This window comes from Streptomyces sp. NBC_00354 (genome assembly GCF_036106915.1).
Taxonomy (GTDB): domain Bacteria; phylum Actinomycetota; class Actinomycetes; order Streptomycetales; family Streptomycetaceae; genus Streptomyces.
On record NZ_CP107983.1, the window covers coordinates 145,622 to 169,738 of the forward strand.

Genomic DNA, 24,117 nt, shown 5'->3' on the forward strand with positions numbered 1-24,117 from the left:
CCTGGTGGTCCCGGTTGGCTGCCGTGGTGGCGGCGACGCTCGCGACCGGCATGCTCTTCGCGGTGAAGCCGGCGCCCGCCGAGGCGGCGACGGTGGACGGCAATGCCTGGTACGTCCTGATCAATCGCAACAGCGGCAAGGCGTTGGACGTCTATGGCGCGTCCGCCGCCGACGGCGCGCGGGTCAGTCAGTGGACGCGCAACGACGGAGCCAACCAGCAGTGGCAGTTCGTGGATTCCGGCGGCGGCTTCTACCGGCTCAAGGCCCGGCATTCAGGCAAGGTCCTCGACGTGGCCGGCGCCTCGACCGCCGACGGCGCCGCGATCACGCAGCGGACCGACGGCAACGCGGCCAACCAGCAGTTCCGACTGGCCGACTCCGACGCGGGCCACGTCCGGCTGATCAACCGCAACAGCGGCAAGGCCGTCGAGGTGCAGGGCGCTTCCACCGCCGACGGCGGCAACGTCGTCCAGTACGGCGACTGGGGCGGCGCCAACCAGCAATGGCAGCTGGTCAAGCTGTCGTCCGGCGGCGGATGCGGCGGCGCCCCGACGCTGGCGAGCGGTACGCACACGATCCAGAGCGGCGGCAAGAGCCGCAGCTTCATCCTCAGGGTTCCCGACAACTACTCCAACAGCCATCCCTACCGGCTGATCTTCGCGTTCCACTGGCGGGGCGGAACCGCCGGCGACGTCGCCTCGGGCGGAACGAGCGGGAGCGCCTGGTCCTACTACGGGCAACAGGAGCAATCCAACAACAGCGCGATCCTCGTCGCCCCCCAGGGCCTCGACAACGGCTGGGCCAATCCGGGCGGTGAGGACGTCACCTTCGTCGACGACATGATCCGGCGGATCGAGGGCGGCCTCTGCGTCAACCCGGCGCAGCGTTTCGCCACCGGTTTCAGCTGGGGCGGCGGAATGAGCTACGCACTCGCATGTAGCCGGGCGAACGTCTTCAGAGCCGTCGCGGTCATGTCCGGCGCCGAGATCAGCGGGTGCAGCGGCGGCACCCAGCCCATCGCCTACTTCGGAATCCACGGCGTCAGCGACTCCGTCCTCAACATCGCGCAAGGAAGGTCCCTGCGCGACAAGTTCGTCAGCAACAACGGCTGCACCGCACAGAGCCCGCGCGAGCCCGCGCCGGGCAGCCGTACGCACATCACCACCACCTACTCGGGCTGCCGTGCCGGGTACCCGGTCCAATGGGCCGCGTTCGACGGAGGCCACTTGCCCGGTCCGGTCGACGGCTCCTCCAACGAGAGCGGCGTCACCACCTGGACCAAGGGAGAGATCTGGAGGTTCTTCGCACAGTTCTAGCGACACAGTTCCAGCGACACGCCCGCACCACGGAGTGGAGCCAGGATCATCCTGGCTCCACTCCGTCGTGTCCACCGTGGCAGCGCTTCCCGCAAGACACCTTCGATAGTACGGTCGCGCGCACCACCTACGACCGCCGGAGGATTCCGCATGTCCGCACGCTGTTTCGAGGACTACGCGCCCGGCCGCGGCAGCTCGGCGCCACCTCGAGCTGGCCCGGGGCGTGCTGCCCGCACCGCAGCTCGCGCCCGGTCAGCACGGCCGGCTGCCGCTGCCCCGGCTGGACCTAGACGCCCTATGTGCGCCCCCAGGACACCGGGAGCAGCCCGCCGCACCAGGGTTTCCGGTGCGGCGGGCCGGCAGCAGGGCGTGGTGAGCGTTCAGGAGCAGAGCGCACCATTGAGCGTGTAGCGCGCCGGGATCGCATTGGTGCCCGAATACGTCGCCTGGAAGCCGAAGCCCACGCTGCCGCCGGGCTCCAGCGTGCCGTTCCACCCGGCGTCCCGGGCGGTGACCGTACTGCCCGACTGGGTAACCGTGGCGTTCCAGCCGTTGCTGATCCGCTGATCACCCGCGAAGCTCCAGCCGAGGGTCCAGCCGGAGATCCTCGAGGTGCCGGTGTTCTTCACGGTCACCGTCGCCGTGAAACCGTTGCCCCAGGAGTTGTCGATCCGGTACGCCACCGTGCAGGCGGCCGCCGACGCGTCGTCGTCCGCCTCCGTCGCCGTGAACGTCGCCGACTGCACGCCAGGGCCCCCGACCGTGAATGTCGCGCTGCCCGAAGATGCGTCGGAGTCCTGCGCGGCGAGGAGCGAAACCTGCTGCGCCGTCGCCCAGTTGGCCGGGCTGAACACCAGGGTCGCGGCTGCCGACAGGTCCTCGTCGCCGGAGCTCCGGGCCACCGTCACCGTCACGTTCTGCGCGGGCGCGGCCGAGAGCCGCACGCCCACCGTCGCCGAGCTGCCCTCCGGGACCGTCACGGCCGCAGGCGCCACCTGGACCACGGGCGCCGCCGGGGCGCCGCGCCGCTCGGCCGCGAAGGCCGCCAGCCAGGCCAGCGAGGCGTTCCAGTTGATGGCCACCTCGTTGGTGGAGTACGAGCCGATGTCGTCCACGTAGCACGCCGCCGGTGCGCAGCCCGCCAGCTTCTCCTTGGCCACCGGGTCCTCCAGACCGGCGTTCGGCCCTCCCGCGAAGGAACCGGCCGGCGGGTGCGGCAGCGAGGCGTCGTTCTGATGCGCCCAGAACCGGTGGTGCTGGTTCTCGGAGTAGCGGTCGCCGTAGCCGGTGACGTAGGAGAGGTCGAGCGCGTTACGGCCGAGCAGGTAGTCCAACGACTCCAACGCTCCTGCGCGGTAACGCTGTTGGCCGGTGATCTCATACGCGACGGCCAGCACCATCGCGTTGTTGGTGACGGCACTGCTGGAGCCCCACACGTACCCGGTGGCGGCGAGCGGCACCGCGTAGCCCTGTCCCGACATCGTGGAAAGGTGGCCGTCGGCGGCCGTGGTCAGCAGGCCGCGCAGCCGCGTCACGTCGTCGGCGGGCAGGCCCACGCCGGGCACGGTGGCGAGGGTGATGCGGCCGAGCGTCGCGGTGCCGCCCCACCAGAACGCGTCGACGGGCTTGGCGTGGTGCGGGGAGGAGGTGACGGCGTCCCGGTACTGGGACTCGCCGGTGGTGGTCAGGAGTTCCGCCGCCGCCCAGTAGAACTCGTCGGAGACGTCGGCGTCCTCGTACGCACCGCCGCCGGTGCTGTCGCTCACCAGGGCGAGCACGTTCGGATTGGCCTTGGCGGCCGTCCAGGCCCGGCGGGCCGCGTCCAGGCAACGCGCGGAGAACGCGGCGTCGTACGGCGCGTACACCCGGGCACACTGCGCGGCCGAGGCCGCCAGGTTCAGCGTCGCGGCAGTCGACGGCTTGTGCAACTCCCGCTGTTCGGTGTCTAGTTCCGGCCGGGTCGGCAAGGCAGTCCACTTGGCATCGTGCATCTTGTGGAAGGCCATCCCGGCCATCGGCTTCCCGGCCGGGACCTGCATCCGCAGCAGGAACTCCAACTCCCAACGGGCCTCGTCCAGCACGTCCGGCGTCCCGTTTCCGCGCTCCGGCACCCGCAGCGTCGCATCGCCGAGGGCCGCATCGCCGCCCGAACGGCGGGCCCGCTCGTAGGAGTTGACCATCTCCCAGACCGAGATGCCACCGTTGACCACGTACTTGCCCTGGTCGCCCGCGTCGTACCAGCCGCCGCGCACGTCCAGTTGGTAGTCGCACACCCCGGCTTGGCAGGGGACGGCGATGTCGCCCTTGTTCGGGGCGACGCCCAGGTGCCCGGCGGGGCGGGCGTACGCGCTGCCGCCCACCAGGGCGGCGTCGATCGCGATGCCGCTGCGCTGCTGGTAGAAGAACGACATGCTGTCGGCGCGCAGTCCGTCGTACAGCGAGGCGGAGATGTCGAAGGGGTGGCTGGTCCGGCCGTCGACAACCAGGGTGAAGCCGGTGCCGGTGCCGGTGTACGCGCCGAAGTCAACCAGGTGCGTGGACTGGCCGGACGCCTGGTCGGCGCCGCGCACCGCGGTGGCGCCCGAAGCGGCCACGGCGCCGGAGGCGTCGCGCAACTGCCAGGCGAGCGGGGCGGTCGCGGAGCTGGCCACGGTGGCCCGCTTGGGGCCGTCGGGCAGGTAGCCGAGCTGGTTGACCCGGACGGGCGAGTCGGCAACGGCGGCCACGGTGGCGGCAGCCGCGACCGGAACGGTCAGGGCGGTCGCGGACAGGCCGCCGACCGCCAGCGCGAAGCCGGCGAGCACGGCGACCGCGCGACATGGCACGCCGCGGGCGGAGGTGACAGGAGGCACGGTGAAGCCTTCCTCGGTGGATGAGGGGCAGAGTGGGAGCGCTCCCAATCAAGCCAGGCCCCTGACGGACCCGTCAAGCCACCGGTACGAACCGGTAGTCGAGCGAACCGCACCCGAGACCGGGCCGACTGCCACCACAGCTCCGGCGCACGTGAACGGGTGGCCCGAAACCGACGACCAGGGGCGACGTCGGCCCCGCGGAGCAGACTCGTCCGCCCCAACCCCCAACCCCCGACCCCCAAGCCACGCGCACCGCCGGCCGGGATCAGGGGGTGCCGGTCGATCAGGGTCGGATAGGCCGGGCCGGCTGGTGTCGTGGATTGCAAGGCGGACGGAGGAGGGAGACGACGCGGAGCGTCGCGACCGACGACAACCCGGCAAGGCGAGGCAAGGCGCGGCAAGGCGCGGCGCGGCACCAGCCGACCCTGATCCACCAGACACTCCCCAATACTGTGGCCGGAAAGGCTTGCCGGGTCGCGGCTTCCGGTGCGGTGCATCGCAAGGCGGAGGACCACGTCTCGTACTGGACGTACTTGCGCAGTCCGACAACGCGGCGAGGTCCCGAGCCGGGCGCCGCGCCCCGGTGAACCCTTCCGGTCACAGCACTAGGCCGTCCGTCCAGCGCATCGGTCGGCCACGCGCATGCCTGGGCATCGACGGACGGCTGGCCAGTCGTGCACCACGTGGAGTCGGCGCCCGTCCGGGAAGGTGCCGGTCGCGGCGGCGACGGACACGGACAGGTCGCGCCTGCCGCCGCCGGGCGTCGGCGCCAGCCGGTCAACGTCGGCCAGTCGGCCAGTGACCGGGCAAGGTCGCGCCCCGGCACCGGGCCGACCCAGGCGATCCGGCCCGCGCACCCGCGACGGGAGACGAGGGCGGCCCGGCGACCGATGTGCAGGTGGCCGCACTCGGCCGCCACCGAGCCCTCGGCAACCGCGAGGCGTCCACCCACCGGGACGAGGTCACGCGGTGCGGGCGACGAACTTCCCGACCGCCCGACACCCCTCACCCGTCGGCGGAGCCGCGGATCGGCGTCCGCCTGCTGCAGGTCGCCGCACCGCGAGGTGGTAGGCGGCCTCAGACGCCCGGGGCGTGCGGGGCGTTGCCGTAGTAGGCGTCCGGTCCGTGCTTGCGGGTGAAGTGGCGTTCCAGAAGATGCCTCGGCGGTTCGGAGGTGTCTCCGAGGCGGGAGCCCAGGGCCAGCGTGTGCAGCGCCATCTCCGCCACGGCCTCGCAGACGATGGCGTTCTCCAGCGCGGCCTTCGCGGTGGCTCCCCAGGTGAAGGGGCCGTGCCGTGAGACGAGCGCGCCGGGGACCTCGTCGGCCCGGCGGGGGTCGCCGTCGAGATGGGCGACGATCACCTGTCCGGTGTTGTACTCGTAGTCCTGCGCGCACTGCTCGGCGGTGAGGTCCGCCGTCACGGGGACGGGCCCGTTGAAGGTGTCGGCGTGTGTCGTGCCGAGCACGGGGATCGGGCGGCGCGCCTGGGCGAAGGCGACGGCGTGCGTCGAGTGCGTGTGGGTGACGCCGCCGATGGAGGGGAAGGCCCGGTAGAGGCACCGATGGGTTTCGGTGTCGGTGGACGGCCGGAGGTGTCCGTCGACGACCCGCCCGTCCTCCAGCGCCACCACCACCAGGTCGTCCTCGGTGAGGTCGGCGTAGGAGACCCCGGACGGCTTGATGACGAAGACGCCGGCGTCTCGATCCACTCCACTGACGTTTCCCCAGGTGAGGGTGGCCAGACCGGCCTCCGGGATGCGCAGGTTGGCCGCGAGGACCTCGCGACGAAGGTCCTTGAGAATGGTCTCGCTCACTACGCTCTCACCGTCTGTCTGACATGCGCGGCGGTTTCTCCGGACCGGCGTCCCGCCGGCCCCGCGGTCGCGCATGAGCGGGCTGGACTGATCGGGGCCGCGCCCGGCGTCGCGGCTGCGCTGTCGCAGCTATCCCACCCACCCGGCTACCCCGATCGAATTGTTAACGCTAACAAGCAGTAATCTCAAGAGGTAGGAGAAGATTCATGCCCACACCATGCAACCCACGCTGCATAATGTGAACGCCCACATCGATCCTGATCGACGAACTCCCGGCCGGTCCGGGATATGTGCGCGCCGCGGCCGGTTCGGTACCTTGAGGGAAGGCCGCTCGATGAGGAAAGGAAGAGAGTTGACCCAGCTCCCAGACGTCTCGCGAGCGCCCACCATGACGGACGTCGCACGTGTCGCCGGCGTGTCCCATCAGACCGTTTCGCGGGTGCTCAGCGACCATCCGAACGTCAGCGCCAAGACCCGGGCCGCCGTGACGCAGGTCATCGAGCAGCTGGGGTACCGCCGCAACTCGGCGGCCCGGGCCCTGGCCACTCGCCGGACCCACACGCTGGGCGTCATCGCGGTGAACACCACTCTGCACGGGCCCGCCAGCACCGTGGCGGGAGTCCAGGAGGCGGCTCGGGACCGCGGCTATCTGACGTCCGCCGTCACGCTTCGGACCGCCACGCAGACGGCCCTCGCCGAAGCCATGCAGCACCTCGCCGCGTGGGGCGTGGAGGGGATCGTCGCCGTCACCCCCCAACGCGCCGCGGTAAGGGCCCTGGCGGCATTGGAAGCACCGTGCCCGGTGGTCACCGTGGAAGGCGGCCACACCCTCGACCTGCCGGGGGTGTCGCTGGACCAGAGCCTCGGCGCTCGCATGATCACGGAACATCTCCTCGCGTCGGGCCACGCCACCGTGTGGCATGTCGCGGGCCCTCCCGACTGGCTCGAGAGCGAGGCCCGCACCCAGGGATGGGAGGACGCGCTCCGAGACGCCGGCGCCGAGGTGCCGCCCTTGCTGCGCGGCGACTGGAGTCCGCTGTCGGGATACCAGGCCGGCCAGCAGCTCGCGGGCCGGTTCCTGGCGTCACGCGGGCAGGGTGCGGGCCTCACCGCCGTGTTCGTCGCCAACGACCAGATGGCCCTCGGCGTCCTACGGGCCCTGCGCGAGGCGGGCCTGCGCACGCCGGAGGACGTGGCGGTCGCCGGCTTCGACGACATCCCCGAGGCCGAGTTCTTCCCGCCCCCGCTCACGACGATCCGTCAGGACTTCGCCTCGATCGGCCGCGACAGCATCGGGCTGCTCCTGGACCACATCGAAGGCCGGACCGACGAGTCGACGCACCTGGTGGTGGCGCCCGAGCTCATCGTGCGCGCCAGCACGGCCCGCAGGATCACTCCCCCCGGCAAATGACCCCCGACTGCCCCCGACCGACCCCTGTGTGCCGTCCGTCGGCCCCTTCTACGGGAACCCGGGTCCCGGGGTCACCTCGTACGGGGAAGGGCGCCGCGGCCACGAACCACCGCCCGGCGCCCTCGCGGCACCGGACGGCGGCACCGGCCGACGCCGCCCCTCTCAGGCGTCGACCGTGGTGAAACTGTGAATCGTGGTGGACCGGTACAGCTCGCCCGGGCGCAGCAGGACCGTCGGGTAGTCGGGGCGGTTCGGCGAGTCCGGGAAGTGCTGGGTTTCCAGCGCGACCCCCGCGTAGGCCTGGTAGGGCCTGCCTCCCTTGCCCGTGATGTCGCCGGTCAGGCCTTGGGCGGTGTAGACCTGGATGCCCGGTTCCGTGGTGAGCACGTCCATCCGGCGGCCGGATGCGGGGGCGTACAGCACGGCGGCCTTGTGGGGACGGCCTCGCCGGGCGTTGTCGAGGACCCAGTTGTGGTCGAAGCCGCCACCGGCCAGGGCCAGTTGCGCATCCGTATGGGTCAGTGCGTCGGAGAGCCGCCGGGGCCGGCGAAGGTCGAACGGGGTACCGCTGACCGAGCGGTGGGGACCCTCGGGGATCAGCTCTCTGTCGACGGGGGTGTAGAGGGGGGCCTCGACCTGGAGATGGTGGGCCAGCACGTTGCCGCGCCCCTCCCCTTCGAGGTTCCAGTAGGCGTGGTTGGTGAGGTTGACGATCGTCGGCGCGTCGGCGACCGCCTGGTACGACATGGTCAGGTTGTCGTCCCGGTCCAGCGTGTAAGTGACGCGGACGTTGAGGGCGCCGGGGAATCCCTGGTCGCCGTCGGGGCTGTGCAGGAACAGACGGACACCGGTGCGGTGCATGGAGTGGAAGGGTTCGCACCGCCACACGCGCTGGTCGAACCCGTCGGGACCGCCGTGCAGCGCGTGCCCGGTCTCCTGGGTGGCGATCCGGTGGGTGACGCCGTCGACGACGAGCCGGCCGCGCGCGATCCGGTTGGCGTAACGGCCCACCGTAGCGCCGAAGTAACGTGCGGAGTCCTCGCAGGCTGCGGGGTCGCGGGCGGCGAGCACCACGTCGGCGGTGTGGCCCCAGCGGTCCGGCAGGATCAGGGAATGGAGGCGGGCGCCGCGCGTGTGGACCTCCGCGCAGGCCCGTCCGGGGAAGCCGAACCGCCACCTCTCCCCCGGTCCTTCATCGTCCAGGCGCAGGGGGCGGACCGTCCGCGGACCGGCGGCGGTCCGCCTGGGCTCGGCGGCCTGGTCGACGGATTCGTATGCGTGTTCCATGGCGGTATTCCCTGGAAGTCGGTCCACCGCAGGGCGCGCCGGGAAGCGAGCTGCGACCGCGGCGCGCGACCGCGGTGGCACGGGCTGATGGAGTCAGTCGGTGGCGGGGCGGCGGCCGCTCATCAGACGTTGCAGCACGATGAACACGAGCAGCAGGGCGCCGATGACGATCCGGGTCCACCAGGAGCTGAGCGTGCCCTGGAAGTTGACGACCGTCTGGATCATGCCGAGGACGAGCACGCCGAGGGCGGTGCCCAGGACGAAGCCGGAACCCCCGGTCAGCAGCGTGCCACCGATCACGGTGGCGGCGATCGCGTCGAGTTCCATGCCCATGGCGTGGAGGGCGTAGCCGGAGAGCATGTAGAAGGTCAGCAGCACGCCGCCGAGTGCGGAGCACAGGCCGCTGACGGCGTACACGGCGATCTTGGTGGAGCCCGCCGGAAGACCCATCAGGCGTGCGGAGGACTCGTTGCCGCCCAGCGCGTAGACGTTGCGGCCGAAGCGCGTGTGGTGCAGTACGACGAAGGCGATCACCAGCACGGCCAGGGCGATGACCACCGGGATCGAGACGAACAGGCCCCCCGGACCGTACAGCCGGGTCTGCGCGATTCCGGACGTGGTGGGGTCGCTGATCGTGATGGATTCGGTGCTGATCGTGTAGCAGAGCCCGCGGGCGAGGAACATGCCCGCCAGGGTGACGATGAACGGCTGGATCTCGAAGGTATGGATGATCCAGCCCATGAGCGTCCCGCTCGCGGCGCCGACCAGCAGGACGAGGGGGATGACGGCGGCCAGTGGCCAGCCGTGCGACTCGACCAGCCAGGCGGTGAGCATGGTCGACAGGGCCACCATGGAGCCGACGGACAGATCGATGCCGCCGGTGAGGATGACGAAGGTCGCCCCGACCGCGACGACCAGGAGGAATCCGTTGTCGATCAGCAGGTTCAGCACGACTTGCGCGGAGAGGAATCCCTCGTAGCGCACCGATCCGACGCTGAACATGACGACCAGCAGGACGGCCGTGACGATCAGTGGGACACGGGTGCGGGTGCGCGGCGACACGGTCGCGAAGGGGCGGGTGAGCCCAGCGGCGGCGCCCGCGATGCCGGTACTCATGCGCGTACCTCCTGCTGCTGCGGGGCGGCGCCCGCCGTGGTGTGGGATCGGGGAGTGGTCGTCCTGCGGCGGCGCAGGACCTTGGCCCGGAAGACCGGGGACTGCACGAGGCAGACGACGATGACGACGAAGGCCTTGAAGACGAGGGTGGTCTCGGGTGGGACACCGAGGGTGTAGACGGTGGTGGACAGGGTCTGGATGATCAGGGCGCCCAGGACGGTGCCGCCGAGGGAGAAGCGTCCTCCCGTCAGGGCGGTACCACCGACGACGACGGCGAGGATCGCATCGAGTTCGATCCACAGGCCGGCGTTGTTGCCGTCGGCGCTGGAGACGTTGGAGCTGATCATCAGCCCGGCGACGGCGGCGCACAGCGCGCTGAAGACATAGACCAGGGCGAGCAGACCGCCGGCCCGGATGCCGACCAGGCGGCTGGCGGCGGGGTTGCCGCCGACGGACTCGATCAGCATGCCGAGCGCGCTGCGACGGGTGACGAAGGCGGTGAGCGCGACGAGGGCGGCTGCCAGGAGGACGGCGAACGGAAACGTCAGCCAGTAGCCGCCTCCGATCATCTTGTAGGGGGCGCTGGTCACCGTGATGATCTGGCCGTCGGTGATCAGCTGGGCGACGCCGCGGCCCGCAACCATGAGGATCAAGGTGGCCACGATGGGCTGCACCCCCAGCCCGGACACCAGGAAGCCGTTGGCGAGGCCCAGTACGAGGGCGACGCCGAGCGCGAGGGCGGCGGCCGTGAGCATGGTGGCGACACTGCCGGGATCCGCGGCCGTGGAGATGTGCCCGCAGGCGAGGGCGCCGGCGATGGCGACGGTGGAACCCACCGAGAGGTCGATCCCGCGGGTGGCGATGACCAGGGTCATGCCGAGCGCCACCAGGACGAGGGGTGCGCCGAACTGCAGGATGTCGATGAGGCTGCCGTAGAGGTGGCCGTCGCGTATGCGGACGGAGAAGAAGTCGTGGTGGAACGCGAGGTTGCCGAGGAGCAGGGCGAGCAGGATGAGCGCGGGCCACAGCAGGCGGTGGCCGGCCAGTCGTCTCCCGATTCCGCCGGCCGCCTCGGACTGGGCGGGCTGTGTGGTCATGAGTCCGTTCCGGTGGCGATGGTCGTGAGGAGGCGTTCGGGCGTGACGGTGTCGTCGTTCGCGAGGGTGGCCACCATGCGGTGGTCGCGGAGCACGGCGATGCGGTGGCTCAGGCGCAGGACCTCTTCGAGTTCCGCCGAGATGAACAGCACGGAGGTGCCTTCGCCCGCCAGGCGGGCCACCAGCTTCTGGATCTCCGCCTTGGCCCCGATGTCGATGCCCCGGGTGGGTTCGTCGAGGATCAGGAGCCGGGGGTCGGTCAGCAGCCAGCGCGCGAGCAGCACCTTCTGCTGGTTGCCTCCGCTGAGGTGGCGTACCTGCGCTTCGGGGTCGCCGGGCCGGATGTCCAGGGCTTCGATCCAGTGCCGCGCCAGTTCGTCCTGCTTCGCCCGGGCCAGCGGCCTGGTCCAGCCGCGGGCGGCCTGCAGGGCGAGGATGATGTTCTCGCGGACCGTGAGCTCGCCCACCAGCCCCTCGGACTTGCGGTTCTCGGAGCAGAACGCGATGCCCCGGGCGATGGCGTGGCGGGGGGTGCGCAGGGCCACCTTCTCGCCCTCGATGCTCACCTCTCCGGCGTCCGCGCTGTCGGCGCCGAACAGGAGGCGCGCCACCTCGGTGCGGCCCGAACCCAGAAGCCCCGCCAGCCCGATGACCTCGCCGGCGTGGATGTCGAGGTCGTACGGTTCGATCGAGCCCATGCGGGTCAGTTGTCGCGCCCGGAGGAACGGCACGTCGGCCGCGCGTACGGCCGCTTCCTCGCGGGCCCGGCCGGACAGCTGGTCGAGGGTGGCCAGTTCTCCGCCGATCATGCGCTGTACCAGCGTCACCGGCGTCAGTTCCCCGATGGGGTACTCGCCTTCCAGTTGGCCGTTGCGCAGGATGGTGACGCGGTCGCAGAGGTCGAAGACCTGGTCGAGGAAGTGCGTGACGAAGAGGATGGCCACACCGCGGTCCCGCAGGCGCCGCACCAGGGTGAAGAGCTGGGCGACCTCCTCGCGGTCCAGGCTGGAGGTGGGTTCGTCCAGTACGAGCACCTTCGCCGAGACGTCCACCGCCCTGACGATGGCTACCAGTTGCTGTACCGCCAGCGAATGCGAGTCGAGCAGACTGGTGACGTCGAGGTCGAGGTCCAGTTCCGTCAGCAGCTCGGCCGCCCGCTGCCGCATCGCGGACCAGTGGATGAGACCGCACCGGCGCGGTTCGCGCCCGATGAGGATGTTCTCGGCGACCGAGATGTTCGGGCAGAGGTTCACCTCCTGGTAGACGGTGCTGATGCCGGCCTGCTGCGCCTGGAGGGGGTCCGCGAACGCGTGGGGCCGGCCGTCGACCACGAGGGTGCCGCCGTCGGCGGGGTGGACACCGGTGAGCACCTTGATCAAGGTGGACTTCCCGGCGCCGTTCTCGCCCATCAGGGCGTGCACCTCACCGGGGAAGAGCCGCAGGGCGACTCCGTCGAGGGCGAGCACGCCCGGGAACTGCTTGCGGATGCCCTGGGCTTCCAGGACGGGTCGCGGGGCGCCCGTGGCCGTGGGCCGCGGGGTGGTGGACGGGGATGCCATCCGCCCTCCTCTCATGGGTGGGGTGGTGGAGCGGGCTGCCGACACTGGAGGAAGCACCTGGGTCGTCTCTTTCCGGTCTTGTCGACCGAGTTCCGGCCTGGTCGGCCGAGCCGAAAGAGACGGCCTGGGACGGGCCTCCTCCCGCACTGGAAGCTGCCGCGTCAGTAGCTCCGGGACGGCAGCGCGGCCGCGGCCTTGTCCTGCGGGAAGACACCCTCCTGGGTCTCGATGCGAGGCGGCACGCTCTCCCCCGCCGCGACCTTCTTGGTCAGCTCCATCAGCTGGTCACCGAGCATCGGGTTGCACTCCACCACGACGTTGATCTTGCCCTCGGTCATCGCGACAAAGGCGTCCTTGATCCCGTCCACCGAGATCACCTTGATGTCCGTACCGGGCTTCTTGCCGGACTCCTCGATGGCCTGGATGGCGCCGAGGGCCATGTCGTCGTTGTGGGCGTAGAGGACGTCGATGTCCTTCTGGGACTTCAGGAACGCCTGCATGACCTCCTTGCCCTTGGCGCGGGTGAAGTCGCCGGTCTGCGAGGCGACGATCTTGAACTTGCCGTCGGCGTGGATGGCGTCGGCGAAGCCGGCCTTGCGGTCGTTGGCGGGTGCGGAGCCCGTGGTGCCCTGGAGCTCGACGATGTTGACCGGGCCCTGCTCGTTCGCATAGGCGGCGGTCAGCCACTCGCCCGCGGACTTGCCCTCCTTGACGAAGTCCGAGCCCAGGAAGGTCTTGTAGAGGGAGGTGTCCTTGGTGTCCACGGCGCGGTCGGTGAGGATGACCGGGATGCCCGCGTCCTTGGCCTCCTTCAGCACCGTGTCCCAGCCGGACTCCACGACCGGCGAGAAGGCGATGACGTCGACCTTCTGCTGGATGAAGTTGCGGATCGCCTTGATCTGGTTCTCCTGCTTCTGCTGCGCGTCGGAGAACTTGAGGGTGATCCCGGCCTTCTTCGCCGCCTCCTGGACGGACTTGGTGTTGGCAGTGCGCCAACCGCTCTCGGCGCCGACCTGGGCGAAGCCGAGCGTGATCGTCTTGCCGGATCCCGCCTTGGCCTCCGAGGGGGAGCTGGAGGCGGGGCTGCTGGTCGAGCAGGCGGTCAGCGAGGAGGTGAGGAGGGCGGCGGTGAGGACGAGAACTGCTCTGCGAGCCATGTCGGGATTCCTTTCAGGGTGTACAGGAAGAGGCGCCGCACGGCCGGGGCCGGGCTTTGCCCACCAGGAGTCCCAGGAGTGCCGCGGGGCCCGACGACCTTGGGTGGCCGGCGTCCGGATCCGCAGGAGAGGGACCCCCTTGGGAGGGGGGCACCGTGGCATTGTGAGCGCTAACAAGCCAGGTTCTCAACCCCCTTGCGCACGTTACCTCCCCGTTACCGCCTCGAGCGGGCCGACGAGGCGAGCCTCGATCCGCTCGCCAGGCCATCGGCTTCACCACCCGGATTGAGGGCGCAACCCGCTCCACATCGACGACGGATCACTCCCGGCGGGTCGTATACGGAGGCCACTGCGCCGATGGCGCTCACACGTGATCCATGCAGACCCCTTGCCTCTCGACATTGTTAGCGCTCACAATGCATTGCATTGGACCACCCGGCCGACCGCCACGATCGCGGGCGGCATCGCCGCCTGCCGGGCCGCCGCCTGCCGCCCCGCGGCTCCTTCGAAAGGCACTCCGTTGACCTCACCCAGTCCCCTCGCGCCCACCCCGTTTTCCGAGGAATCGGAGCGGTACACGGTCGGCGTCGACTTCGGCACGCTGTCGGGCCGCGCCGTGGTGGTGCGGGTTCGCGACGGTCAGGAGCTGGCCGCGGCGGTCCACGTCTACCGGCACGGCGTCATCGACCGCTACCTGCCGCACGGCGGTGCGCCACTGCCTCCGGACTGGGCCCTGCAACACCCTCAGGACTGGCGGGACGTACTGCGCCATGCCGTCCCGCAGGCCGTGGCCGCGGCCGGGATCGACCCCGCCGCGGTGATCGGCATCGCCACCGACTTCACCGCGTGCACCGTCCTGCCCACGCTGGCCGACGGGACGCCGCTCTCCGAGACGGAGCTCGCCGGACGGCCTCACTCGTGGCCCAAGCTGTGGAAGCACCACGCGGCCCAGTCGCATGCCGACCGCATCAACGAACTCGCCCACGCCCGCGGGGAGAAATGGATCGCCCGCTACGGCGGCCGGATCTCGGCCGAGTGGCAGTTCGCGAAGGCCCTCCAGGTCCTGGAGGAGGATCCGCTCGTCTACGGAGCCTGCGCGCGGTGGATCGAGGCCGCCGACTGGATCGTGTGGCAGCTCACCGGAACCGAGTCCCGCAACGCCTGCACTGCGGGATACAAGGGAATCCACCAGGACGGCGCCTACCCGAGCGAGGAGTACCTGGCCGCGCTGAACCCCCGGTTCGCCGACTTCGCACGTACCCGCCTCGAATTCCCCCTCGCCCCGCTGGGCTCACGCGTGGGCTCGCTCAGCACCGAGGCAGCAGCTTGGACAGGGCTGCGCCCCGGCATCGCCGTGGCAGCGGGCAACGTCGACGCCCATGTCACCGCGGCAGCGGCCCAGGCCGTCGAGGACGGTCAACTGCTCGCCATCATGGGGACCTCCACCTGCCACGTCGTGAACGCCCCCGTACTCGCCGACGTCCCCGGCATCTGCGGTGTCGTGGGCGGTGGGATCGTCGAGGGAACCTACGGCTACGAGGCCGGCCAGAGCGCGGTCGGCGACATCTTCGCCTGGGTACTGGAGCAGGGCGTCCCGTCGGACTACCTCGCCGAGGCCGCCGACCGCGGCGAGGACCTGCACACCCTGCTGACCCGGAAAGCCGCAGGCCAGCCAGTCGGCGGCCACGGACTGGTCGCCCTCGACTGGCTGAACGGCAACCGTTCGGTCCTCGTCGACCACCACCTGTCCGGAGTCATCGTGGGTCTCACCCTCGCGACCCGCCCCGAGGACGTCTACCGCGCGCTGCTCGAAGCCACCGCGTTCGGCACCCGCGTCATCGTGGAGGCCCTGGAGGCAGGCGGCATACCGGTGCGCGAGTTCATCGTCGCCGGCGGACTGGCCAAGAACGAACTGCTGATGCAGATCTACTCCGACGTGCTGCGCCGCCCTGTCTTCCTGGCCGCGTCCGATCAGGGCCCCGCCCTCGGGTCGGCCATCCACGCCGCCGTGGCCGCCGGCGCGCACAGCGACGTACGAACGGCCACCGCCGCCATGGGCCGCCGACGGCCCTCCGTCTACACACCCGACGCCTCCCGGGCCGACGCCTACGACGCGCTCTTCGCCGAGTACCGGCTCCTGCACGACCACTTCGCCGCCGGCGGCCTGCTGCACCGCCTGAGGAACATCCGCGACACGGCCCACACCGGGGGCTAGGGGTATCCGGCGGGACCGTCCCCGATCCGCCGGACACCACCTGACCCCGCCCCGCTGTTCGTAAACCACTTCCCCACCCGCCCGCCGCCCTCACCCCCGTTGCGGGACGTCACCTTCAGGAGTCCATGTGCCCAGCCCGACATCTCCCGCCCAGGAAATCTGGTTCCTCACGGGCAGCCAAGGCCTGTACGGGGAGGAGACCCTGAAGCAGGTCGCCGAACAGTCCCTGCAGATCGCCACCACCCTGGCCGACGTCTCCGGCATTCCCGCACGTGTCGTGTGGAAGCCGGTACTGACCGACGCCGACGCCATCCGCCGGACATGCCTCGACGCCAACGCCGACGACCGGTGCATCGGGCTCATCGCCTGGATGCACACCTTCTCGCCGGCCAAGATGTGGATCGCCGGACTGGACGCGCTGCGCAAGCCGTTGCTGCACCTCCACACCCAGTCGAACGTGGCCCTGCCCTGGGACACCATCGACATGGACTTCATGAACCTCAACCAAGCCGCTCACGGAGACCGCGAGTTCGGGCACATCCAGGCCCGTCTCGGCGTCCCCCGCAAGACCGTGGCCGGCCACGTCTCCGATCCGGTCACCACCGCACGCGTCGCGGTCTGGGCACGGGCGGCCGCCGCGCGATCCGAACTGGCCACCCTCAAGGTCGCCCGCTTCGGCGACAACATGCGCGACGTGGCCGTCACCGAGGGCGACAAGGTCGAGGCCCAGTTGCGCTTCGGCGTCTCCGTCAACACCTACGGCGTCAACGACCTGGTGGAGGTCGTCGACAGCGCGGACGAGAGCGAGGTGGCCTCCCTCGTCGAGGAGTACGCGGACCTGTACCACCTGGCGCCGGAACTGCGGCCGGGCGGCGAACGGCACGACTCGCTGCGTTACGCGGCCCGCATCGAAGCCGGCCTGCGCGCCTTCCTCGAAGCGGGCGGCTTCGGGGCCTTCACCACCAACTTCGAGGACCTCGGCGGACTGCGCCAGCTGCCCGGCCTCGCGGTCCAGCGGCTCATGGCCCAGGGCTACGGCTTCGGAGGTGAGGGCGACTGGAAGACCGCCACCCTGCTGCGCGCCCTCAAGGCGGCCGCCACCGGTCTCCCGGGCGGCACCTCCTTCATGGAGGACTACACCTACGACATGACGCCCGGCAACGAGCTCATCCTGGGCGCACACATGCTGGAGGTCTGCCCCACCATCGCGACCGCCAGGCCCAGCTGTCAGATCCACCCCCTCGGCATCGGCGGGCGGGAGGACCCGGTGCGCCTGGTGTTCGACGCGGCCCCCGGGCCGGCCGTGGTGGTCGGGCTCGCCGACCTCGGCGACCGCTTCCGCCTGGTCGCCAATGACATCGACGTGGTGGCACCCCCGCACCCGCTGCCCGCCCTGCCCGTCGCCCGCGCGGTCTGGCGGCCCCGCCCCGGCCTGCGGACCTCCACCGAATCCTGGCTGACGGCCGGAGGGCCGCACCACACCGTCCTCAGCACCGCCCTCACCTCCGACCACCTCGACGACCTGGCCGAGATGCTCCGCATGGAACTCGCGCTCATCGACGAGACCACCACCTCGAAGCAGTTCCGGCGCGATCTCCGCTGGAACCAGACCTACCACCGGCTCGCACTGGGATTGTGAACCGCCCGGAGAGCGTGTGACGGGGGACGCGTAGAGGCCGGGCAGTCCCTGAGGGCCTGCCCGGCCTCGTCGTACGCGGAGCCGTCTCCGGGCGGGGCGCTCTGTTATTCGAGCAGCTCCGCGTACGAGCCCATGGCCAGGGCGATGTCCGCCTGGGCCCAGAACCGGTGGTAGGTGAAGACGGGCGCGGCGCCGCCCGCGAGGTAGGCCTCGACCTTCGGCCAGGCCGGGTCGTTCTTGTAGAAGCCACGGATCGAGGCGAAGGTGGACGAGGAGTTCACCGCGTCGCCGTTCGGCATCTTTCCGGTCCAGGTGCTGGGCACGTACACCGGGTCGTTGAAGCGCTTGTAGTCGGTCCGGGTCTCCTGGACGGAGAGGCCCAGCGGGTCCTGGTGGTGGGCCCACATGCCGTCGAGCAGGGCCTTGGCGACCCTCTTGGCCTCGGCGTTCCCGGACTTCGCGGCGTAGTAGGTCAGGGTCTTGGCGTATGCAGCGGCCACGCCCACGTCATCGGTGTAGTCGGCGACGGTGACGTGCAGGCCCGCGTTGGCGCCGGGAGCCGACGCGTTCCAGGTGTCCGGGGCGCCGGACCACTTGAGGGTGGAGGGGATCCGGTAGGTGCCGTCGGGGTTGATCGTGGTCTTCGACAGGGCCCAGCCGACCCACTTGTCGAGCAGGGCCTTGGCGCCCGCGTCGCCCGTCTGCTCGTAGAGCTCGGCGACCCGCTCCATGGACCAGGCCTGGAAGCCGAACCACTGGTTGGACGGCGGGTCCTGGTAGACCGGCTTCTCGTCGTAGAAGAGGCCGTGAAAGGTGGCGGTCCCGGCCGGGGGCTGTGCGTAGCGCCCCTGCCAGCTGTTGGTGGCGCCGCCCGCGATGGCGCCCTCGTCGGACTGGAGCCAGCGGTAGAACTCCAGCTGCCGGTCGAGGCTGGTCGCCCAGTCCGTGGCCCCGGTCGGCGACTTGGGCTTCAGCGGGGCGTACTCGCTGAGCGCGTAAGCGGCGAGGGGGTTCTGGTATCCGCTGTGCGCGTGGCTGGAGCCGATCCGCCAGGACCAGCCGGCCGCGGTGTCGGTGGCGCCGCCCCAGGCGTAGTACCAGGACATCAGGTAGTGCGCGCTGTTTTTGCCGGTGCCCGCGGGGCAGACGGTCGGGCCCACGCAGTTGCCGGCCTTCTTGAAGTACTTGTCGAACATGGAGTACCGCAGGTAGTCGCCCATCTTCGCCGCCTTGGAGACGGTCGCGGTGACCTGGGTCCCGTTGCCCTGCTCCTTGGCCCAGACATCCGCCCAGTAGGCGGCCTGGATGGCACGCGCGTCGGCGTCCGGGGCATCGGTGAACTTCCACTGCTTGGCGTAGGAGGCGTCCCCGGTGAAGAGGTCGAGGTAGCCGTTCTTGCCGCCGTAGGTGAAGTTGTCGCAGGTGGGGTGCGGCACGGTCTCCCAGACCGATTCCTCGGGGCCGCGCTGGAAGGTGTTGATGTACGAGGGTCCAGTCGCGGTGGGTCCGGCGGAGCACTTTCCGGGCTCGTTGCCGTAGCCGTAGACGTTGTCGACGTCCTGGAGCCAGTGCATGCCGTAGATGTCGTCCGTGCCGTACGCGCTCTTCAGCTCACCGGCGATCGGGTCCGCACCGGCGGAGACTCCTCCGTCGAGCTTGGCCGGGTACTGCGAGGGGAGGTCCTGCTCGGGCGCGTAGGTGGCGGGCTTGGAGGCGTTGTAGGTGCCCGTCGTCGGCTGATCGGCATGGGTGGGGATCATGAACTTCTCCATGGTCTCCCACGCACCGTTGAACTTGGTCCAGTCCCCGGTGATCTTCCCGTACATCGCCTGCAGCCAGATCAGGTAGCTGTAGGCCTCGGAGGTCGTCTCGTGGCCCTGGTCCGGGGCCTCGACGATCAGCGTCTCGACGGAGTGGTACGGGATGCCCTCGGGCGAGAAGTAGCCGTTGGCCGGGTTGGTGATCTTCCCGTAGAGGTCGAGGAAGTGGGCGTCGTACGTGGAGTCGGCGGCCAGCTCGGCGACCGTCACCTCGGCCTTGGCGTGACCGGGGGCGGTCACGGTGAAGACGGCGGAGCCGCTGCCGGTGGTACCGGCGGTGACCGTCACCTTCTGGGCGGTGTTCCAGTTCGCCGGGGTGAAGGTGAGCGCGGCGGGTGCCGCGGTGAGGTCGGTGTTGCCCGAGGTACGGGCCACGCCCACCGTGACGTTCGCGGCCGGCTGCTTGGAGAGCTTCAGGTCGAAGGTGCCCGTCTCCCCGCGGCGCACGGAGAGCTGCGCGGGGGTGGCGACGAGCGCGGGGCCCGCAGCGACGGTGATGCCGACGGGGGCCGACTCGGCGGAGGCCCCGAGGCTGTCGTAGGCCTTGGCGTAGAGGGAGTGGGAACCGGCTGCGAGGCCGGTGGCATCCAGGGTGAAGGGCGCCGTGGTGTCCGTGCCCAGGAGCGTGGTGTCGCTGTAGAACTCGACCTTGCCCACGGTGGCGCCGTCGGCCGCGGCGGCGGTGGCGGCTAGCGGGACGGGGGTGCCCGCCGTGTAGACGGCGCCCGCGGTGGGGCTGGTCAGGACGGCGACCGGGGGCTGGTGGGCTCCGGTGCACGGGGTGCCGTTGACGGCGAAGGAAGTGGGGGCGGCGTTGGTCCCGCTGTAGCTGAACTGGGCGCCGGTGGTGACGGCCGCGCCCGCGGCGACGGTCTTGTTCCAGTCCGGGGCCGAGACGCGGACGCTCTTGCCGGACTGGGTCCAAACGCCGTTCCAGCCGTTGGTCAGCTGCTGGTTGCCGGAGTAGTCGTAGGTGAGGTTCCAACCGTCGAGAGCGGTCGCGGACCGGTTGGTGAGGGTCAGTTCGGCGGTGAAGCCCGAACCCCAGTCGTTGGTCTTGTAGTCGACGCTGCACTGCACCGCTGCGGCCGCGGCGGTGGTGGCGCCGACGGCCGTGAGGCCCAGGGGGAGGGAGAGGGCCACGGCCGTGGCGGACGCGGTGAGCAGTTTGCGTCGTCCGTGGAATCTGGGTGGGGGGTGTGACGACATGCGGACGGTTCTCCTCGCGGCTCGGGGGAGACGGGATGGGAGGAGCGGCAGCGCACAAGCTCTGAACTAGTGGGAGCGCTCCCACTGTGCAGACGTGTCGGGACGGCGTCAAGACGTGTGAAGAGTCGAAAGCAATCTGCGACGAATTTACTCAACTCCTCTTTTGCTTGGTGATACTTGGCGCTACGGTCTGGCCCCAACCAGTGGGAGCGGTTCCATCGGTCGGCGCGCCGTCAGGGCGCGACTTGCTGCAAGGACCCGCTCATCGACACCCCCGCGCCTGTCGGCACTGCTCGGCGGAGCAGCGTTGACCTCGTGCGACGGCGGTACACAGGACCTGGTGCAGGCCGTGCTTGCGACCGGGGCCCGCAGTTTCCTGCCGGTCCCCGGGATCGCATACAACGACCCGAGCCAGTGGCTCACCCCTTCCCCACCCTCGCCTCGGTCGCTGACCGGCCTCGGTCTCGGGCGAGAGCGGCGGGCACATCCGCGGACACGCGTTCACCGACCGCGCCACGGCCCGGTTCCAAGGACCGCGTCCGCTCCGTACGACGGCACCCCTTCGCACCACGGCACCCCTTCGCTCAACGGCACTCCTCGCACCACGGCACTCCCCCCATTCGGCACCGGGTGCGCGACCGCCTGCGCACCTTGAACTGAAAGGCACCCCGCGAAATGAGCCGCACCATCCCCCGCACCGCCCTACTGGCGGCCCTCAGTCTCGTCACCGCCGCCGGCGCCACCGCCACGGCGTTCGGTACCAGCGCCGGCGCCGCCACCGCCGGCTGCAAGGTCGAGTACCAGATCTCGAACCAGTGGAACACCGGCTTCGGTGCCAACGTGATCGTCACCAACACCGGTGACCCGGTGGCCTCCTGGACCGTGGAGTGGTCCTACGCCAACGGCGAGCAGGTCACCCAGGGCTGGAACGCCACCATCACCCAGTCCGGGGCGGCGGTGACCGCGAAGAGCATGTCCTACAACGGGTCGCTGGCCACGGGCGGTTCGACCTCCTTCGGGTTCAACGGTTCGTACAGCGGTACCAATGCCGTCCCCGCGACCTTCAAGCTCAACGGCGTCACCTGCAACGGCGCCACCCCAACCCAGCCCCCCACCACACCCCCGACTACCCCGCCCACTACGCCGCCGACCACGCCTCCGCCCACCGGCGGCAAGGTCGACAACCCCTACGCCGGCGCCAAGATGTACGTGAACCCCGAGTGGTCCGCCCATGCCGCCGCCGAACCGGGCGGCAGCAGGGTGGCCAACCAGCCCACCGCCGTATGGCTGGACCGCATCGCCCTCGTCACGGGCACCAGCGGCACGATGGGCCTGCGCGACCACCTGAACGCGGCTCTGACACAGAAGGGCAGCGGCGAACTCGTCGTCCAGCTGGTGATCTACAACCTGCCCGGACGGGACTGCTCCGCGCTCGCCTCCAACGGCGAACTGGGCCCCACCGAGATCGACAAGTACAAGACGCAGTACATCGACCCGATCGCCGCGATCCTCGCCGACCCCAAGTACGCGGGGCTGCGGATCGTCACCACCGTCGAGATCGACTCACTGCCGAACCTGGTCACCAACGTCTCGGGCCGCCCCACCGCAACCGCCAACTGCGACGTGATGAAGACCAACGGCAACTACGTCAAGGGCGTCGGCTACGCCCTGAACAAGCTCGGCTCGATCGCCAACCTCTACAACTACGTCGACGCCGGCCACCACGGCTGGCTCGGCTGGGACGACAACTTCGGTGCCTCCGCCGACATGTTCAAGCAGGCCGCGACCGCCGAGGGCTCCACGCTCTCCAACGTGCACGGCTTCATCGTCAACACCGCCAACTACAGCGCGCTGAAGGAGGACAACTTCAAGATCGACGACTCCGTCAACGGCACCTCCGTGCGCCAGTCGAAGTGGGTCGACTGGAACCGCTACACCGACGAACTGTCCTACGCCCAAGCCATGCGGGCCAAGCTGGTCTCCCTGGGCTTCGACACCAACATCGGCATGCTCATCGACACCTCCCGCAACGGCTGGGGCGGCACCGCCCGCCCGACCGGACCCGGCGCGCTGACGAGCGTGGACACCTACGTCAACGGCGGCCGCTACGACCGGCGCATCCACCTCGGCAACTGGTGCAACCAGTCCGGCGCCGGACTCGGCGAACGACCGAAAGCAGCCCCGGCCGCCGGCATCGACGCCTACGTGTGGATCAAGCCCCCGGGCGAGTCCGACGGGGCCAGCAAGGAGATCCCGAACAACGAGGGCAAGGGATTCGACCGAATGTGCGACCCCACCTACACAGGCAACGTACGCAACGGCAACAGCATGTCGGGGGCCCTCCCGGACGCACCGCTCGCCGGCCAGTGGTTCTCCGCCCAGTTCCAGGAGCTCATGAAGAACGCCTACCCGGCGCTGTGACGCAGGGCAGGTGACGAGCCCGGAGCCTTACGGAAGCATTCCCTTCCGCGGGGCTCCGGGCCTCGGCACGCTCGGGGCTGGCGGCCGACAGGCTTCCGGGGCGGCTCAGGAGGAGTCCCGCACGACCAGTTCAGTCGGGAGCACCCGGCGCGGCTCCTCGCCCATGCCCTGCCTCGGGGCGGCGCCGACTCCGGGCTCCTGGGCGATCTTCTGGAGCAGGAGCCGGGTCATCGTGCGGCCCATCTCCTCGATGGGCTGGCGCACGCTGGTCAGGGGCGGGTCCATCAGGCGGGCCACTGTGGAGTCGTCGACCCCTACGAGGGCGACGTCCTCGGGGACCCGTCGGCCGGCCTCGCGCAGCACGCCGCGCGCCCCGGCCGCCATCACGTCGGAGGCGGCGAAGACGGCGTCCAGGCCGGGTGCGCGTTCCAGGAGCTCGCGCATCGCCAGCCGGCCGCCCTCCTCGGTGAAGTCCGCGGGCGCCACGAGCGACTCGTCGGGCTGGATTCCGGCCTCGGCCAGGCCCGCGCGGTAGCCGCCCAGGCGGGCGCGGGCCACGTACATGTCCAGCGGCCCGCTGATGGTCGCGATCCTGGACCGGCCGCGCCCCGCGAGGTGGGCGACGGCCGCCCGTCCCGCACCGATGTTGTCGGAGTCCACATAGGCCACCGGCTCGGCCTCCGAACGCCGCCCGTTCATGACGACCGGCAGGCCCAGCCGCGTGATCCGGTCGGGCAGCGGGTCGTTCCCGTGGACCGATGCCAGCAGCACGCCGTCGACCCGCTGGGCCGCCAGGTAGTGCTCGAACCGCTGCCGCTCGGCTTCGGTCCGGACGAGGGTGAGCAGCAGCTGCTTGTCCGCCTCGGCCAGCTCGGCGCTGACCCCGCGGATCAGGTCGAGGAAGTACGGCTCCGAGAACAGCCGGGCCTCGGTCTCCGGAATGACCAGGGCCACCGCGTCGGTCCGACTGCCGGCCAGCGCCCTGGCCGCCTGATTGGGTACGTACCCCAGCTCTGCGACAGCCCGGGCCACGGCGTCCTTGGCCCGCTCGCTCACCCGCGGCGAACCGTTGATGACCCGGGAGACCGTGCCCCGGCCGACACCGGCCAGGGCCGCGACCTCTTCCAGAGTGGGCCTGCCGCCGCTTTGCCGTCCGCTCACGCTCTTGAACTCCCCTCGTATGCCACCGAACTCGCGTGCCAT

General features: G+C 70.4%; 14 protein-coding genes. 5 read left to right on the forward strand and 9 right to left on the reverse strand.

What is annotated here, in order from left to right; all coding sequences use genetic code 11:
- The first annotated feature begins 23 nt into the window (after positions 1–23).
- Positions 24–1,316, forward strand: a complete 1,293-nt coding sequence (locus tag OHT74_RS00765) for an RICIN domain-containing protein (RefSeq protein WP_328623230.1) — start codon at positions 24–26, stop codon at positions 1,314–1,316.
- A gap of 380 nt (positions 1,317–1,696) precedes the next feature.
- Here the strand turns inward: OHT74_RS00765 and OHT74_RS00770 are convergent, their stop codons facing one another.
- Both OHT74_RS00770 and araD read right to left on the reverse strand, forming a co-directional pair.
- On the reverse strand, positions 1,697–4,168 hold the full coding sequence (locus tag OHT74_RS00770) for a glycoside hydrolase family 9 protein (RefSeq protein ID WP_328618900.1): 2,472 nt from the start codon (positions 4,166–4,168) through the stop codon (positions 1,697–1,699).
- A 1,077-nt stretch (positions 4,169–5,245) separates the two neighbouring features.
- Positions 5,246–5,983, reverse strand: coding sequence for an L-ribulose-5-phosphate 4-epimerase AraD (gene araD, locus OHT74_RS00775; RefSeq protein ID WP_266659528.1), 738 nt, complete (start codon positions 5,981–5,983; stop codon positions 5,246–5,248).
- A gap of 334 nt (positions 5,984–6,317) precedes the next feature.
- Between araD and OHT74_RS00780 the strand changes: the two genes are divergently transcribed.
- Positions 6,318–7,394: a LacI family DNA-binding transcriptional regulator gene (locus OHT74_RS00780; protein ID WP_331746741.1), complete on the forward strand. Its 1,077-nt coding sequence runs from the start codon at positions 6,318–6,320 to the stop codon at positions 7,392–7,394.
- Between the two features lie 162 nt (positions 7,395–7,556).
- On the opposite strand, the gene OHT74_RS00785 is transcribed toward OHT74_RS00780, so the two are convergent.
- From OHT74_RS00785 to OHT74_RS00805, 5 genes are all read right to left on the reverse strand, one after another.
- Positions 7,557–8,681 carry an aldose epimerase family protein gene (locus tag OHT74_RS00785; protein ID WP_328618901.1) on the reverse strand — a complete coding sequence of 375 codons (1,125 nt, stop codon included), beginning with the start codon at positions 8,679–8,681 and terminating at the stop codon, positions 7,557–7,559.
- A 93-nt stretch (positions 8,682–8,774) separates the two neighbouring features.
- Positions 8,775–9,797: a galactofuranose ABC transporter, permease protein YjfF gene (yjfF, locus tag OHT74_RS00790; RefSeq protein WP_328618902.1), complete on the reverse strand. Its 1,023-nt coding sequence runs from the start codon at positions 9,795–9,797 to the stop codon at positions 8,775–8,777.
- Positions 9,794–10,894 carry an ABC transporter permease gene (locus OHT74_RS00795; RefSeq protein WP_328618903.1) on the reverse strand — a complete coding sequence of 367 codons (1,101 nt, stop codon included), beginning with the start codon at positions 10,892–10,894 and terminating at the stop codon, positions 9,794–9,796. Before OHT74_RS00795 ends, yjfF begins: the two co-directional genes overlap by 4 nt.
- The gene (locus OHT74_RS00800; RefSeq protein ID WP_328618904.1) at positions 10,891–12,453 is read right to left on the reverse strand and encodes a sugar ABC transporter ATP-binding protein; all 1,563 of its coding nucleotides are present in this window, start codon (positions 12,451–12,453) and stop codon (positions 10,891–10,893) included. The genes OHT74_RS00795 and OHT74_RS00800 overlap by 4 nt, the downstream gene beginning before the upstream one ends.
- A gap of 161 nt (positions 12,454–12,614) precedes the next feature.
- Complete coding sequence (locus OHT74_RS00805; RefSeq protein WP_266659540.1) at positions 12,615–13,610, reverse strand: ABC transporter substrate-binding protein; 996 nt, start codon at positions 13,608–13,610, stop codon at positions 12,615–12,617.
- Between the two features lie 520 nt (positions 13,611–14,130).
- Here OHT74_RS00805 and araB point away from each other — a divergent pair.
- Both araB and araA read left to right on the forward strand, forming a co-directional pair.
- Positions 14,131–15,825: a ribulokinase gene (gene araB, locus OHT74_RS00810; RefSeq protein ID WP_328618905.1), complete on the forward strand. Its 1,695-nt coding sequence runs from the start codon at positions 14,131–14,133 to the stop codon at positions 15,823–15,825.
- A 127-nt stretch (positions 15,826–15,952) separates the two neighbouring features.
- Positions 15,953–17,464: an L-arabinose isomerase gene (gene araA, locus OHT74_RS00815; RefSeq protein ID WP_328618906.1), complete on the forward strand. Its 1,512-nt coding sequence runs from the start codon at positions 15,953–15,955 to the stop codon at positions 17,462–17,464.
- Between the two features lie 104 nt (positions 17,465–17,568).
- Here the strand turns inward: araA and OHT74_RS00820 are convergent, their stop codons facing one another.
- On the reverse strand, positions 17,569–20,493 hold the full coding sequence (locus OHT74_RS00820; protein ID WP_328618907.1) for a glycoside hydrolase family 48 protein: 2,925 nt from the start codon (positions 20,491–20,493) through the stop codon (positions 17,569–17,571).
- 675 nt (positions 20,494–21,168) lie between these two features.
- Between OHT74_RS00820 and OHT74_RS00825 the strand changes: the two genes are divergently transcribed.
- On the forward strand, positions 21,169–22,914 hold the full coding sequence (locus tag OHT74_RS00825) for a glycoside hydrolase family 6 protein (protein WP_328618908.1): 1,746 nt from the start codon (positions 21,169–21,171) through the stop codon (positions 22,912–22,914).
- A gap of 105 nt (positions 22,915–23,019) precedes the next feature.
- On the opposite strand, the gene OHT74_RS00830 is transcribed toward OHT74_RS00825, so the two are convergent.
- Entirely contained in the window at positions 23,020–24,117 is a 1,098-nt protein-coding gene (locus OHT74_RS00830; RefSeq protein WP_443047239.1) for a LacI family DNA-binding transcriptional regulator, read from the reverse strand.